Origin of the sequence: Plantibacter sp. MPB07, from assembly GCF_046619465.1 — a bacterium.
Taxonomy (GTDB): domain Bacteria; phylum Actinomycetota; class Actinomycetes; order Actinomycetales; family Microbacteriaceae; genus Plantibacter; species Plantibacter auratus.
Genome location: NZ_CP177043.1, coordinates 3805089 through 3819486, shown reverse-complemented (window position 1 = coordinate 3819486; position 14398 = coordinate 3805089). Strand labels below are relative to the sequence as shown.

The window sequence follows — 14398 nt, the reverse complement described above, 5'->3', positions numbered from 1 at the left end:
GTGGATCCATGCCGCAGAACCGCACGCTCCGGACCGCCGCCACGGCGTTGCTCGCCATGGCAGCCGTCCTCGGCCTCTCGGGCTGTGGCGACGTGAACGCGGCTTCCGCCGCCGGGCGGGACTTCGAGCACCTCCTGGACGGCGTCCCGGAGGTGGCCGATGTCGACACGAACGGGAGCAACACCCTGCCGTGGAGCGGCACGGCATCGGCGTCGGTGCTCATGGACGACGACGTCACCGACGATCGGCTGAGCGCGATCGTGGACCGCATCGGCGGGTTCCTGAACGAGCAGGCGAAACGGAGCGGCGGAGCGACGTGGGAGGGAGTCGACCTCACCGTCCGTGGGTTCACCCTGTCCGTCCTCGACCGACGAGCCGACAACGCGACCCAGCTGGAGCTGCTCGCGTCACTCGAGGACGAGGGCGTGCCGGGCGGTGAGCTGCAGCTCGCCTCCGCTGGAACCGACGGTGCGCGTGCGTCCTCGCTCTCCCTCGTGGCGCGTCCCGGAGAGGACTTCCTCGACGCCTACGACCTGGCCAGGGCGACCGCCGACGCGACGCCTGCCTACGCCGCCGCGGTCGTCAGCGGCCGCAGCGACGACGGTGTCGACCCGGCCGGACCCGACGAGGACGACGCCGACGATGCGGCCCCCGGCTTCCCCAACTGGGACGGGGACGCGCGGTTCTCCATCTCCTCAGGCGTCGACGACGACGCGACGGTCAGCGGCGACCCCGGTACGACCCGTGCCGCCTACCTGGCCGTCGCCGGACAGTTCGAGGTCATCGGCGCCACGCTGACCCCGGCCACGATCGACCTCCGCATCGCGAGCGTCGACGACGTGGCCGCCGCGACCGCGGTGGCGACGGGTGCGGTACCGGCGGACGTCGCAGTGGAGGTCCAGGGCGGCATCGTCACCTGGGATGACGGTGCCCAGTCGGCGGACATGCTGCCGGTCGTCCAGGCGCTCGGCGCGGTGCCCGGCGTGACCGCGATCGCGGCGTCGAGTGACAGCGTCAGGCTCACCGTCGCAGGCCCGGGCGCCGGGCGCACCGCCCTCGACGTCCTCGACGCCCTGCCCGAGGCGTCGGTCGTCGAGTCGCTCGGCATCGACGGCCCCGTCGTGAGCGGTTCCCCTGGAACGTTCTCCGTGCGTGGCGCTCGCGGGGACGCGACCGCGCTGTTCGGCCTGGTCGAGCGGTTGACCGCCATGGGCTCGCTGGCGTCCGTCGAGAGCAGTGTCGGTCGCCTGCACGTCGAATTCCACGCGGGCGACGACACGACGCTCGGGGCGGCGATCGGCCTGGTCAAGGCGAGCGTCGCTCCGGGAACGTGGACCAGCATCGAGGTCGAGGGTGAGCGGGGGACCTGGTGGTTCGACGCCGCGGACACCATCACCATCGACGCTTCCGAGTACGCCGACGAGTCCCCGGAGGAGACCGCGCTCCGCGAGCGCATCGAGCGCCTCTGGAACGCCGCCTGACGGTCACGACTCCTGCAACGCCCGCCCGGACCGTCGGCGATGCCGGTGCTCGAGCGGCCGCTGCTCGCCGAGCAGTCCAAGCAGCAGGACTTACGGACGCGGTTCGCCGACGGCCCGGGGGCGCGAGACCGTCACCGTGAACTTCTGGTTGCGCGCGAACTGCGTCGTCGGACCGACGAACCGCTCGAGGGCAGCCCGATAGCCGAGGTGCGAGTTCCACACGACGGCGAGGGTGCCGCCCGGCTGCAGGACGCGCGCGGCCTCGGCGAACAGGTCGTGGGCGACGCCCGTGTGGACGGTGGTCCCGCTGTGGAAGGGCGGGTTCAGGACGATGAGGTCGGCTGACGCGTCCGGCTGCATCGACAGGCCGTCGTCGCGGAGCACCGTGATGCGCTCGGCCAGCCGGCGGTCGGCGTCGTCGTTGGCGGCGATGGTCGCGGTGGTCGAGGCGACGGCTGCAGCGGACTGATCGGTCGCGATGACCGCGAGCTCGGGCCGGGCGATGGCGAGCGACACCGCGAGGACGCCGGTGCCGCAGCCGAGGTCGATGGCCGTCCGGGCGTCGGGCGCGATCTCCGGCAGCGCCTCCAGCAGGAAGCGGGTGCCGATGTCGAGCTTCGTGCCGGCGAACGCTGCGCCGGCGGCGGCGATGGTCAGGCCGATGTCGGCATGGTGCTCGGTGCGCAGCGCGGTCGAGGCCGTGGTGTCGGCCTCGTCACGCGCTCCCTCGACGGCGGCGGTCACCGGATCGCTCGCACGGAGCACTCGGGACTTCTGCCGGGCGAGGCTCGCGGTGACGGTCGCAAAGCTCCGACCGAGGACCTCGTTCATCGCGGGCGTGAGGTGCTTCACCCGGCCACCGGCCAGGAGACGGACGTCGACGGCGCCCCAGCGGGCCACGGCGGCGGCGATCTCATGCAGGGCTTCGAGGTGCTTCGGGAGTTGGAGGAGGACAAGTGATGCGCCCGTGAACAGCTCCTCGCCGAGCGGCAGGTTGCGGAAGCCGCCGTCGACGCCGAGCCGTTCGGCGTTGGCCGCGAGGGCGCGTTCAGCGACGGCGGCGTCCTGGTGGACCCGGACGTCGGTCGCCCCCCGGAGCGCGATGGCGCCGAGGGTCAGCGCCCCGTAGGCGTCGCCGACCACGACGATCTCGCCGGGCGTCGGCACCCGCCCGGCGAGGGCAGCGGCCGCTTCGTCGAGCAGGAGCCGGTCGGTCGCGTCGACGGCGAAGAGGTTGGGTGCCTCGTGATCGGGGAACCGGCGCAGCGCGTCGAAGGAGAACTCGGGCATCCCCTCAGCGTAACCGGCCACGCGATACGAGGAACGGCGTCACCGACGGCGCGCGCGCCGAGCCGGCTTCTCCGCCTTCACTGCTCGGAGGACTGCCGGGAAGACGAGGACGCCGAGCCCGGCGGAGACGAGGAGGTTGACGACCGTGGCGATGGCGACGCCCTGGCCGAAGGCGCGGACGGTCTCGAGGCCGCTGGCGTCTTCGGCTCGGACGGACGCGATCGCACCGAACACGATCACGAGGCTGATGACCGCGAAGATGAGCTGCAGCGGGACGGTGGCCCACATGCCCCAGTGCGTGACGGCTCCTGCGCGACGCACGCCGTGACGCCGCAGGATCCGCAGGCTGAGGGCGATGCCGCCGAGGAAGGCGACGACCCCGAGCGCGACGTACCCCCATACCCAGGCGCCGAACGGAGGTGTCAGGAAGAGCAGGATGAAGCCGAACACGCGCGAGAAGCCGTCGACCCATTCGGCCTCGCCCGCACCGAGCAGGACGCCGACGAGGATCGGGGCGCCGATCACGACGAGCGTCAGCAGCGGAAGGACGCCCGCGATGACGCCGAAGTACATGAGCGGGTAGGCGGTCAATCCGGTCAGCCGGGCGCCGCGCCGCCTCCGGGCCGTCGCGGGTGCGGTCTGCGCCGGGTCCGGCTTCGTCACCACGGGCTGCGCGCTCATGCCCCAACCCTACGCGGCGCGCAGACATACGACAGCGCACCCGTGGTCGTCATCCACGGGGGATGACGGCCACGAGTGCGCTGTGGTCGGCTACTCGGAGAGCGACGGCCGCCAGACGACGACCTCGGTCCGGCGACGGGTGCGGGTACCGCTCCGCATCGGGACGACGCTCCCCTCCATGCCGGCGGCGAACACCCGGTTGCCCGGGGTTCGCAGCAGGGCGTTGGCGAGCGCGTGCTCGAGCTCCCGCACCCGACCCTGGAGCGAGCTGACCTCGTTCTCCAGGGTCAGGATGCGGGAGATGCCCTCGAGGCTGACGCCTTCGGCACTGAGCCTGGACACCTCGCGGAGCTGGGCGATGTCGCGCATCGAGTACCTGCGCGACTTCCCTGCGGTCCGCGTCGGCGACACGAGCCCGAGCCGGTCGTACTGCCGAAGGGTCTGCGGGTGCATGCCGGCGAGCTCGGCAGCCATCGCGATCGCGAAGACCGGCGAATGCTCGTCCATGCTCCCTGCCCTTCCGTGTGCTGCTGGCTACTAGCCCCGAGCCCTGGCGATGAGCTCGTCGCGGGGGTTGTCCTTCGGCTCCAGCTCGTGGAACCGTTCGAGTGCTTCCTTGGCCTCGCCGCCGAGATGGGCCGGGACGACGATCTGCACGACGGCCAGGAGGTCGCCGGTGCCCTTCGTCGTCGCGACACCACGGCCCTTGACGCGCAGGACGCGGCCGCTCGGCGTGCCGGGGGCGACGCGCAGCTTGACGGGGTCGCCGCCGAGCGTCGGAACCTCGATCGTGGCGCCGAGCGCGGCCTCCACGAAGGTGACCGGCACGGTGACGCGGAGGTTCAGGCCGTCGCGTTCGAACACGGGATGCTTGCGGACACTCACGGTGACCACGATATCGCCGGGTTCGCCGCCGTCCGGACTCGGCTGCCCCTTGCCGCGCAGGCGGATCTTCTGTCCATCCGACACACCCGCCGGGATCTTCACCTTGATGGTGCGTCCCTCGGAGGTCTGCAGGGAGATGGTGTCTCCCTGCGTGGCCGTGATGAAGTCGATCGTCGTGTGCGCGGTGATGTCGCGGCCCGGCGTGGGTCCGCCGTAGCCGCGGAAACCACCGGAGGTCTGGCCGAAGCCACCCTGGCCGAACATGCCGCCGAGGATGTCCTCGTACCCGGGAGGCGCCTGCTGGTAGCTGTAGCTCTGGCGACCGCCACCACCACCGCCCCCACCGAACATCGTCCCGAAGACGTCCTCGAAGCCGCCCTGGCCGCCGCCGGCACCCGGGGCGGTGAAGCGTGCTCCACCGCCCATGGCACGAACGGCGTCGTACTCCTTGCGCTGCTCGGGGTCGCCGAGGACCGAGTGGGCCTCGCTGATCTCCTTGAACTTCGCCTCGGCCTTCGCATCACCCGGGTTGGAGTCCGGGTGGTACTGCCGGGCGAGCTTCCGGTAGACCTTCTTCAGTTCCGCCGGCGTCACGTCCTTCTTGACGCCGAGGACCTTGTAGAAGTCCTTGTCGAACCAGTCCTGACTCGCCATGGCTAGCTCGCCGGGACCGCGACGACCACCTTCGCGGCGCGCAGCAGGGTGGAGCCCAGGTGGTACCCGGTCTCCACGACGTCGAGGACGGTCTCGCCCTCGGCGCCCGGCGTGGGCTGCTGGAAGATGGCCTCGTGCACGTTGGGGTCGAAGGTCTCGCCGACCGCTCCGAACGGCTTCAGCCCGAGCTTCTCGGCAGCGCCGCGGAGCTTGGCCGCGATCTGCGTGAAGGGGGCGTCGCCCTCGAGGTCGCCGTGCTTGTCAGCGCGGTCGAGGTCGTCGAGCACCGGCAGCAGGACCTTGGCGACCTCGCCGGTGGTGCGCTCGCGCTCCACCTCGCGGCCGGCTTCGGTGCGCTTCCGGTAGTTCGCGTACTCGGCCGTGACGCGCTGCAGGTCGCCGAGGCGTTCTGCAGCGAGCTGCTCGGCCGGGGAGAGGTCGCCGCCCTGCACGGGCTCCTCGGGAGCCGCGTTGAGGATGTCCTCGACGGTCAGCTCGTCGTCGGCGGCCGGTGCGTCGGCGTCGGCGGATTCGGCAGGTGCGCCCGAGGGGGCCGACGCGTCGGCGTCAGCCCCCTCGGTGCCAGGCTGACGAACCTCGCCGGTCTCCGGGTCGATCCGCCGCTTGTCGCGGATGATGGGATCGTCCTGGTTCTGGTTCTGGTTCTCGTCAGTCATGGTTACTTCTTGTCCTTGTCGTCTTCGTCCTCGACGACCTCGGCGTCGACGACGTCCTCATCAGAGGTCGTCTCCTCAGCCGGGGCCTCGGTTCCTGCGGTGGACTCGGAGGCCTGCGCCTGGGCGTAGATCGCCTCGCCGAGCTTGACCTGGCTCTCGTTGAGCTTGTCGAACGCGGTCTTCACCGCGTCCTCGTCCTCACCGGCGAGCGCGCTCTTCAGGGCGTCGACATCGGCCTGGACGTCGGTCTTGACGTCCTCGGGCAGCTTGTCGTCGTTCTCCTTGATGAGCTTGTCGATCGAGTAGGCGAGCTGCTCGGCGCTGTTGCGGACCTCGGCCTGCTCGCGGCGGGCCTTGTCGTCCGCGGCGTGCTCCTCGGCCTCGCGGACCATGCGCTCGATGTCCTCCTTGCCGAGGGACGAGCCACCGGTGATGGTCATCGACTGCTCCTTGCCGGTGCCCTTGTCCTTGGCGGACACGTGCACGATGCCGTTGGCGTCGATGTCGAAGGTGACCTCGACCTGCGGCACACCGCGCGGAGCCGGCGCGATGCCGGTCAGCTCGAAGGTGCCGAGGTTCTTGTTGTCGCGGGTGAACTCGCGCTCGCCCTGGAAGACCTGGATCGCGACGGACGGCTGGTTGTCGTCGGCCGTGGTGAAGGTCTCGCTCCGCTTCGTGGGGATCGCGGTGTTGCGCTCGATGAGCTTCGTCATGATGCCACCCTTGGTCTCGATACCGAGCGACAGGGGGGTGACGTCGATGAGCAGCACGTCCTTGCGCTCACCCTTCAGCACGCCGGCCTGGAGGGCGGCGCCGACGGCGACGACCTCGTCAGGGTTGACGCCCTTGTTGGGCTCCTGACCACCGGTGAGCTTCTTGACGAGCTCGGCGACGGCGGGCATACGGGTCGATCCACCGACGAGCACGACGTGCGCGATGTCGGAGACCTTCACGCCGGCCTCGGCGATGACGTCGTTGAACGGCTTGCGGGTGCGCTCGAGCAGGTCCTGCGTGAGCTCCTCGAACTTGGCGCGGGAGAGCGTCTCGTCGAGGTTGGCCGGGCCGTTCTCCGTGAGGGAGAGGTACGGGAGCTGGATCGAGGTCGACATTGAGGAGCTGAGCTCCTTCTTCGCCTGCTCGGCGGCTTCCTTGAGGCGCTGCTTCGCGATCTTGTCGCCCGAGACGTCGACACCGGTCGAGTCCTTGAAGCGCTTGATCAGGTAGTCGACGACGCGCTGGTCCCAGTCGTCTCCACCGAGGCGGTTGTCGCCGGAGGTGGAGCGGACCTGGATGGTGGAGAAGTCGTCGTCCTTGCCCACCTCGAGCAGCGAGACGTCGAAGGTACCGCCACCGAGGTCGAAGACGAGGATGAGCTCGTCCTCCTTGCCGCGGTCGAGACCGTAGGCGAGGGCTGCGGCGGTCGGCTCGTTGATGATGCGGAGCACGTTGAGGCCCGCGACCTCACCGGCCTCCTTCGTGGCCTGACGCTCGGCGTCGTTGAAGTAGGCGGGGACGGTGATGACCGCGTCGGTCACGGTGTCGCCCAGGTACTGCTCGGCGTCGCGCTTCAGCTTTGCGAGGATGCGGGCGGACAGCTCCTGCGGCGTGTACTTCTTGCCGTCGACGTCGAACTTCCAGTCGGTGCCCATGTGGCGCTTGACGCTCGCGATGGTGCGGTCGACGTTGGTGACGGCCTGGCGCTTCGCGGTCTCGCCGACGAGCACCTCGCCGTCCTTGGTGAATGCGACGACGGAGGGGGTGGTGCGGAAGCCCTCGGCGTTGGCGATGACGGTGGGTTCTCCACCTTCGAGGACGGCGACCACCGAGTTGGTGGTACCGAGGTCGATGCCTACTGCACGTGCCATGTGTTGGTTCTCCTTGTGTTGACTGCCGGTTCGGAACTCGTCGACTCGGGCGGCATGCGGATGGCGTCCGGCCGACTCGACGAGCTCGGCACCGAGCTGGTTGATGGGGTGATGCTGGTGTGACGTCGAGACTTGAGCCCCGATGACTCAATGCTACCGAGGCCCGGTTTCGACGTCAAGAAAGTTGAGTCCGCCTGGCTCAACTCCCAGCGGATGGCCAGGGTGACCGCGACCCAGGTGCCCTTCGACAAGCTCGGGGACCAGGACGGGGAACGGTCCGCGAGTGACGACAGGCCCAGAGTCCGGAACGAATCCCGGTCCCTGAGCCTGTCGAAGGGGTAATGCCTACGCGGCGTCCACCAGCACTGCAGCATGCTCGGTGACGACGATCTTCCCGCCGACCGCGTCGACGTGCACGGTCGAGCCGTCGCCGACCCCGCCGCCCACGACGAGCTCGGCGATGCGGTCGTCGACCTCACGCTGGATCAGGCGACGCAGGGGGCGCGCGCCGTACTCCGGCTCGTAGCCGAGCTCCGCGAGGAGCGCGAGCGCCTCAGGCGTCGTCTCGAGTGATGCACCGCGCGCGGCCAACCGTTCGGTCGTGCGGCCGAGCATCAGTCCGACGATCTCCTGCAGCTGCTGCTGGTCGAGCTTGCGGAAGAGGACGATCTCATCGATGCGGTTGAGGAACTCCGGACGCATCGCCTCGCGCAGCTTGCCCATGACCCGGGCCCGCAGCGCCTCCTCGGAACCGAAGCCCGTCGGGTCGTCCGCGCCGCCGGCGACGAAGCCCATCGCACCGGAACGGGATGCGAGGAACTCGGAACCGAGGTTCGAGGTCATGACGACGACCGTGTTGCGGAAGTCGATCGTCCGCCCCTGACCGTCGGTCAGGCGACCGTCGTCGAGCACCTGCAGGAGCAGGTTGAAGACGTCGGGGTGCGCCTTCTCGATCTCGTCGAACAGCACGATCGAGTACGGGTTGCGCCGCACGCGCTCGGTGAGCTGGCCCGCCTCGTCGAACCCGACGTACCCGGGAGGGGCACCGACGAGTCGCGACACCGTGTGGCGTTCGCCGAACTCGCTCATGTCGAAGCGGATCACCGAGTGCTCGTCCGCGAAGAGGGATCCGGCGAGCGCCTTCGCGAGCTCCGTCTTGCCGACGCCGGTGGGGCCGAGGAACAGGAAGCTGCCGACGGGTCGGTTCGCGTCCCCCATGCCCGTGCGGTTGCGACGGACGGCCTTCGACACCGCGGTCACGGCGTCGTGCTGGCCGACGACGCGAGCGTGCAGCTCGTCCTCGAGGCCGGCGAGACGTTCCCGCTCGCCCTCCGTGAGCCGGCTGACCGGGATCCCGGTCGCACGGGACACGACGCCGGCGATCTGGGCCTCGTCGACGACCGCGTCACGGTCGGTGCGGGCACCGGGTCCGTTGGAGGCCGCGTCGAGCTTCGCCTGCACGGCGGTGATCTCATCGCGGATGCGCGAGGCCTCCTCGTAGTGCTCGGCCGACACGGCCGCGTTCTTCGACGCCTCGAGTGTCGCGAGCTCCTCGACGAGGGCGCTCACGTCGACCGCCTTCCCGAGCCGCAACCGCAGCCGGGCTCCGGCCTGGTCGACGAGGTCGATGGCCTTGTCGGGCAGGACACGGTCGGGCAGGTACCGCGCCGACAACTCGACGGCGGCGCGGAGGGCGTCGTCGGTGAAGCGGACGTCGTGGTGCTCCTCATACGCCGGACGGAGACCGTCGAGGATGAGGACGGCGTCCTCGATCGACGGCTCGCCGACGCGCACGGGCTGGAAGCGGCGTTCGAGTGCCGGGTCCTTCTCGATCCCGCGGTACTCACGGAGCGTGGTCGCACCGATGAGGTGCAGCTCACCGCGCGCGAGACGCGGCTTGAGCATGTTGCCGGCGTCCATGCCGCCCTCGCCGGAACCTCCGGCGCCGACGACGGTGTGGACCTCGTCGATGAAGACGATCAGCTCGGAGCGGTTGGCTGCGATCTCGTCGAGCAGGCCGGTGAGGCGCTCCTCGAAGTCACCGCGGTACCGGGTTCCGGCGACCATGGCCGGCAGGTCGAGCGAGATGACGCGCTTCCCGCGCAGCTGCTCCGGGACGCCGCCGTCGACGATCGCCTGGGCGAGCCCCTCGACGACCGCGGTCTTGCCGACGCCGGCCTCGCCGACGAGCACGGGGTTGTTCTTCGTGCGGCGGGAGAGGATCTCGATGGCCTGCTCGATCTCCTCGGAACGTCCGATGACGGGGTCGAGGGACCCACCTGCGGCGAGCGCCGTGAGGTCGGTGCCGAAGCGGTCGAGCATCGGGGTGTCCGAGTCGAGGTCGTCTGCATCGCGGTCGTCCTGGTCGTCGGTGGCGACACCGGGGTCGCCGACGGTCTGGCGCATGCCCTGGGTCAGCGCCTCCGCCGTGACGCCGGCGCGGGCGAGGACCTCACCGGCAGGCGAGTCCTGGTTGATGACGAGCGCGAAGAAGAGGTGCTCGGGGTCGACGTACGTCGATCCGGCGGCGCGGGCCACCTGGTAGGCGTGGAACAGCGCGCGCTGGGCCGACGGTGTGATGGCCGGGTCCTTGACGCTCGGCGAGGACGCCTGCGGCAGGCGCTGCTCGGCGGCCTTGGCGATGGCCTTCGGGTCGACGCCGAGGCGCGCGACGGCGTCCTTCGCGGGCTCCTCGCTCACGATGACGCGCAGGATGTGCAGCGCGTCGAGCTCGTTCTGGCCGCGCTCGAGCGCGAACCGGCCGGCGCGCTGCAGGATCTCCTGCGTCCGTGCGGTGAGGAAGCGGCTGAGGTCGATGGTCCGCGCCGAACGCGCCCGCTCGCCCTCGAGGTATCGGGCGAGGAAGTCGTCGAACGACGACGATCCGCCGTCTGCTGCTGCGCCGCCCTGGGTGAAGTCTTCGGGCACGTGAACCTCCTGGATTCAAACTTGAGTGTCTTACGCTCAAGTCCAACGCGGGGTGCCCGAAGCTATTCCCGGCAACGATCCGCGTCCCAGCCAACCTTCAGCGAGCGAGCCTGTCCACCGCCGCCCGACCATGCTCCAGCGCCGCGGGCAAAGCGAGGGCGGCAGCCAGCACACAGAAGCCTCCAGCGCCGACCGCGAGGCCTGGCGCGACGGCGAGCACCGGGCGCGCCCCCGCTTCGAGGCGACCGAACGCCTCAGCCTCCACCGCTGAGACAGCCGCTGCCGTCAGGAGCCCGAGGAACGTCGCGGTCACGGCATACATGAAGGCTTCGACGACGACGGCTCCGACGATCGAGCGGTGACTGACGCCGCCCACAGCCAGCAGCGCGCGCTCGCGCGCCCGCTCACGAGCAGCCATCACCACGACCGTCGCGGTGCCGGCGATCGCCAGGACAACCGTCGGACCGAGAATGGTCCAGACGCCGGAGTGGTTGATGCCGTGCTCGCCGGCGGGCACAAGCCCGGCCGCCCTCCTGGCGGAATCGGCGGTCTCGAACACGGTGTAGATCGAATTCGCGAGGGCGACCGCGACGTAGAGCGGAACGAGGGAGACGCCTACACGATCCAAGCGGAAGGCGCAGCCACGACGCGCGAGGTACCAAGCCGTCGACCACCGACGTGGGACGATCCATGTCCACGCCGCGAGGAACAGTGCAGCGATCCGCGAGACGTGCAGCGCGATCAGCGGGATGATGAGCAACGACAGGAGCATCGCGAGGCCTACTAGGAGACCGAGCCGACTGGACACGTCGCCGCTAGCCGAACCGATCATTCCGGCCGCCACTGCGAGGACCGCCGCCGACATGACCAGGCTGAGCGTGAGCCTGAACGCGGTCGGGCGACGGCGGACGACTTCCGCGCTCAGGACCGCGTCGACCGCCGGTACCCGGAGGATCGAGCCGACACCTTGCAGACCGGCGAGCAACAGGATGCCGATGAGCAGCGCCCAGGTCGACAGGAGCACCAGCGTGCTCGCCGGGGCATCGACGATCGCGGTGACCGCGTTGGCCTGCAGGACCCAGCTGGTGAACCGCGGTGCGACCAATAGGGCCAGCGGCAGCCCGAGCGCTCCACCCACGGCCCCGAGCACGATCAGCTGCGATACCAGGACGCCGGCGATCCGCACTGACGACATCCCCGCGAGCTTCCAGGTCGCGAACGGTCGACGCTGGAGTTGCACCGCCAAGGAGACCGCGCTCGAGGTGATGACGAAGACGGCGACCGAGGCCATCCCGGACATCGGCGTGCTCAGATTCCGGACGATGCGCTGTTCCCGGACGGGCAGCCGATCGGCGACCTCCACGAGCGCGCCCACGCTGACAAGGAGCGCGTTCGCGAGTGCCAGGAACAGGAGCAGGGAGATCCACACCCGCCACTGCTGCAGGAGTGTGCGGAGAACGAGACCGGCCATCGTCATGCTCCCACGGACGTATGGACACTGTCCGCGCGGGCCGTTTCGATGGCGGACCAGAGCGCTGCCGGGGTGGCGGACGTCAGCTCGGCGTGGACAGAACCGTCACAGAGGACCAGCACACGATCCGCCCGCGCAGCAGCATCGAGGTCATGGGTAACCATCACCATCGTGCGTTCGGGACCGAGCGATCCGAACAGGAGGTCGAGCACGACCCGTCCTGACGACGTGTCAAGTGCACCGGTGGGTTCGTCGGCGAAGACCAATTCAGCCTGCGACAGCAACACCCGGCCGATCGCGACGCGCTGCCGTTCACCGCCTGACAGCTCGTCCGGGCGATGACGGAGGCGCGACGACAGTCCGATGTCTGCGGCGATATCTGCGACCGCCTGACGCCCGGCTGCGCGACCGGCGAAGAGCGCTGGCAACGCGAGATTGTCCCGCACGTTAATGGAGGGGATCAGGTTGTAGTCCTGGAACACGAAGCCGACGGACCGCCGCCGGAATCGGGAACGACCCCACTCGGTCAGGGATGACAGCTCCGTCCCCAACGCTACGACGCTTCCACGTGTCGGCGCTCGGAGACCAGATAGGCAGTGCAAGAGTGTCGACTTCCCGGATCCCGAGGGCCCGACGACCGCCAACGACTCACCGGCGGCTACAGAAAGACTCACCCCCCGCAACACGTGGACCGGGTCGCGGCGATGCAGTGAATAGCCGAAGGAGAGATCGCGTGCTTCCAGGCTCATCGTTGCAGTGTCTTTCGTCGTTCAGGCACGGTGTCTCCGCCACCTCAGGTCGGTCGTGAGCATCGGGGCTGCTGCGCTCGATGTCCTTGAAATATCAAATGTAGAGTTCGGTGTCGTCGACTGCAACGCCGGGCCTCCGCGCTACCGCCCGTTCACCACGCGGCACTAGCCTCAGTGCATGAGCACGACTCCCCCAGGTGGCACCGACGACACCGGCCGGACAGGTGGGCCCGGCGACGAGGCCCCGCGTCTCGGATCCCGGCCCCGCAACTTCCCGCCACCACCGCTCGTCACCCCCGACGCCGCAGCAGCCACCGTCGACCTCGACACCTCGCAGGTCGCCGCTGTGAAAGCGCAGGCGGGTCGTAAGGGTCGCATCTTCGCGTGGAGCCTGTGGGACTGGGGCTCGGCGTCGTTCAACGCCGTCGTCACCACCTTCGTGTTCACCGTCTATCTGACGAGCGACTCCTTCGGCGAGGAGGCCGCGGTGTCGGCGTCGCTCGGGTGGGCGCTCGCCGCCGCCGGGCTGCTGATCGCGATCCTCGCGCCGGTCGTCGGCCAGCGGTCGGACTCCGCCGGTCGACGGAAGTTCTGGCTCGGCTTCAACACCTACGTCGTCGTCGCGATCACCGCGCTCCTCTTCTTCGTCGCCCCCGATCCGAACTTCCTCTGGCTGGGCCTCGTCCTCCTCGCGGTCGGCAACATCGTGTTCGAGTTCGCCGGCGTCAACTACAACGCGATGCTCGCCCAGGTGTCGACGCCCACCTCCATCGGCAAGGTCTCCGGTCTCGGCTGGGGTATGGGGTACATCGGCGGCATCGTGCTGCTGCTCATCGTGTACTTCGGCTTCATCTCCCCCGAGGTCGGACTCTTCGGCGTCACCGGCGACGACGGCATGGACGTCCGCGTCGCGATGCTCGTCTCCGCGGCGTGGTTCGGGATCTTCGCCCTGCCCGTGCTGTTCGCGGTGCCCGAGTACCACGCGCCACAGGCCGTCGCCCGGCCGCACGTCGGGTTCTTCGCCTCCTACGGCGTCCTCGCCAAGAGCATCGCGGAACTCTGGCGCGACAGCCGACAGACGCTCTACTTCCTGCTCGCGAGCGCCGTGTTCCGCGACGGGCTCGCCGGTGTCTTCACCTTCGGTGGCGTCCTGGCCGCGGGGACCTTCGGCTTCTCACCCGGCGAGGTGATCATCTTCGCGATCGCCGCCAACGTCGTCGCCGGGATCGCGACGATCACGATCGGCCTGCTCGACGACAAAGTGGGCCCGAAACCCGTCATCGTCGCGTCGCTCATCGGCCTCGTCATCGCCGGGAGCGCCGTGTTCTTCCTCCACGAGGGCGGCGCGACGATCTTCTGGATCTTCGGCCTCATGCTGTGCCTGTTCGTCGGCCCTGCCCAGTCGGCGAGCCGCTCGTTCCTGGCGCGCATCATCCCCGAGGGCCGCGAGGGTGAGGTCTTCGGCCTCTACGCCACGACCGGCCGCGCCGTGTCCTTCCTCGCGCCGACCGCCTTCGCTCTGTTCGTCACGCTCGGTGGGGCGCAGTTCTGGGGGATTCTCGGGATCGTGCTCGTGCTGCTCATCGGCCTCGGACTGCTGATCCCGGTGCACGCGAAGCAGGGGCGGCTCAGCTCGCGGGTGTGACACGCGCCGCCACCGCTCGGGTCAGAGGACCTTCTAGCTTGATTTCGTAATTACGATATTTATACACTTGGG

The 14398-nt window shown here is 69.5% G+C and carries 11 protein-coding genes; 2 read left to right on the top strand and 9 right to left on the bottom strand.

Going from position 1 to position 14398, the window contains the following annotated elements:
* The first annotated feature begins 8 nt into the window (after positions 1-8).
* The gene (locus ACLIME_RS17890; RefSeq protein ID WP_411557798.1) at positions 9-1481 is read left to right on the top strand and encodes a hypothetical protein; all 1473 of its coding nucleotides are present in this window, start codon (positions 9-11) and stop codon (positions 1479-1481) included.
* Between the two features lie 90 nt (positions 1482-1571).
* On the opposite strand, the gene ACLIME_RS17885 is transcribed toward ACLIME_RS17890, so the two are convergent.
* The 9 genes from ACLIME_RS17885 to ACLIME_RS17845 all read right to left on the bottom strand — a co-directional run bounded on the left by ACLIME_RS17885 (position 1572) and on the right by ACLIME_RS17845 (position 12681).
* Positions 1572-2771, bottom strand: a complete 1200-nt coding sequence (locus ACLIME_RS17885) for a class I SAM-dependent methyltransferase (protein WP_411557797.1) — start codon at positions 2769-2771, stop codon at positions 1572-1574.
* A 39-nt stretch (positions 2772-2810) separates the two neighbouring features.
* On the bottom strand, positions 2811-3452 hold the full coding sequence (locus tag ACLIME_RS17880; RefSeq protein WP_079704954.1) for a hypothetical protein: 642 nt from the start codon (positions 3450-3452) through the stop codon (positions 2811-2813).
* 90 nt (positions 3453-3542) lie between these two features.
* On the bottom strand, positions 3543-3959 hold the full coding sequence (locus tag ACLIME_RS17875) for a heat shock protein transcriptional repressor HspR (protein WP_064297156.1): 417 nt from the start codon (positions 3957-3959) through the stop codon (positions 3543-3545).
* Between the two features lie 30 nt (positions 3960-3989).
* Positions 3990-4991 carry a DnaJ C-terminal domain-containing protein gene (locus ACLIME_RS17870; protein ID WP_079704948.1) on the bottom strand — a complete coding sequence of 334 codons (1002 nt, stop codon included), beginning with the start codon at positions 4989-4991 and terminating at the stop codon, positions 3990-3992.
* A gap of 2 nt (positions 4992-4993) precedes the next feature.
* Positions 4994-5668 (bottom strand): nucleotide exchange factor GrpE, encoded by a 675-nt coding sequence (locus ACLIME_RS17865; RefSeq protein WP_079704947.1) that lies wholly within the window; start codon positions 5666-5668, stop codon positions 4994-4996.
* Between the two features lie 2 nt (positions 5669-5670).
* Positions 5671-7533 (bottom strand): molecular chaperone DnaK, encoded by a 1863-nt coding sequence (gene dnaK / locus ACLIME_RS17860; RefSeq protein WP_411557796.1) that lies wholly within the window; start codon positions 7531-7533, stop codon positions 5671-5673.
* A gap of 345 nt (positions 7534-7878) precedes the next feature.
* Entirely contained in the window at positions 7879-10461 is a 2583-nt protein-coding gene (locus ACLIME_RS17855; protein ID WP_411557795.1) for an ATP-dependent Clp protease ATP-binding subunit, read from the bottom strand.
* Between the two features lie 97 nt (positions 10462-10558).
* Complete coding sequence (locus tag ACLIME_RS17850) at positions 10559-11932, bottom strand: FtsX-like permease family protein (RefSeq protein WP_411557794.1); 1374 nt, start codon at positions 11930-11932, stop codon at positions 10559-10561.
* Between the two features lie 2 nt (positions 11933-11934).
* A complete protein-coding gene (locus ACLIME_RS17845; protein WP_411557793.1) occupies positions 11935-12681 on the bottom strand; it encodes an ABC transporter ATP-binding protein in 747 nt (248 codons plus the stop codon).
* A 178-nt stretch (positions 12682-12859) separates the two neighbouring features.
* Between ACLIME_RS17845 and ACLIME_RS17840 the strand changes: the two genes are divergently transcribed.
* Entirely contained in the window at positions 12860-14326 is a 1467-nt protein-coding gene (locus tag ACLIME_RS17840; RefSeq protein WP_411557792.1) for an MFS transporter, read from the top strand.
* Positions 14327-14398 lie beyond the last annotated feature (72 nt).

Excerpts from the sequence above, each read along its gene's own strand:
- ACLIME_RS17870 (WP_079704948.1), bottom strand. The coding sequence starts at position 4,991 with ATGGCGAGTCAGGACTGGTTCGACAAGGACTTCTACAAGGTCCTCGGC.
- ACLIME_RS17840 (WP_411557792.1), top strand. The coding sequence starts at position 12,860 with ATGAGCACGACTCCCCCAGGTGGCACCGACGACACCGGCCGGACAGGT.
- ACLIME_RS17865 (WP_079704947.1), bottom strand. The coding sequence starts at position 5,668 with ATGACTGACGAGAACCAGAACCAGAACCAGGACGATCCCATCATCCGC.
- ACLIME_RS17890 (WP_411557798.1), top strand. The coding sequence starts at position 9 with ATGCCGCAGAACCGCACGCTCCGGACCGCCGCCACGGCGTTGCTCGCC.
- ACLIME_RS17880 (WP_079704954.1), bottom strand. The coding sequence starts at position 3,452 with ATGAGCGCGCAGCCCGTGGTGACGAAGCCGGACCCGGCGCAGACCGCA.
- ACLIME_RS17845 (WP_411557793.1), bottom strand. The coding sequence starts at position 12,681 with ATGAGCCTGGAAGCACGCGATCTCTCCTTCGGCTATTCACTGCATCGC.
- ACLIME_RS17850 (WP_411557794.1), bottom strand. The coding sequence starts at position 11,932 with ATGGCCGGTCTCGTTCTCCGCACACTCCTGCAGCAGTGGCGGGTGTGG.
- dnaK (WP_411557796.1), bottom strand. The coding sequence starts at position 7,533 with ATGGCACGTGCAGTAGGCATCGACCTCGGTACCACCAACTCGGTGGTC.
- ACLIME_RS17885 (WP_411557797.1), bottom strand. The coding sequence starts at position 2,771 with ATGCCCGAGTTCTCCTTCGACGCGCTGCGCCGGTTCCCCGATCACGAG.
- ACLIME_RS17875 (WP_064297156.1), bottom strand. The coding sequence starts at position 3,959 with ATGGACGAGCATTCGCCGGTCTTCGCGATCGCGATGGCTGCCGAGCTC.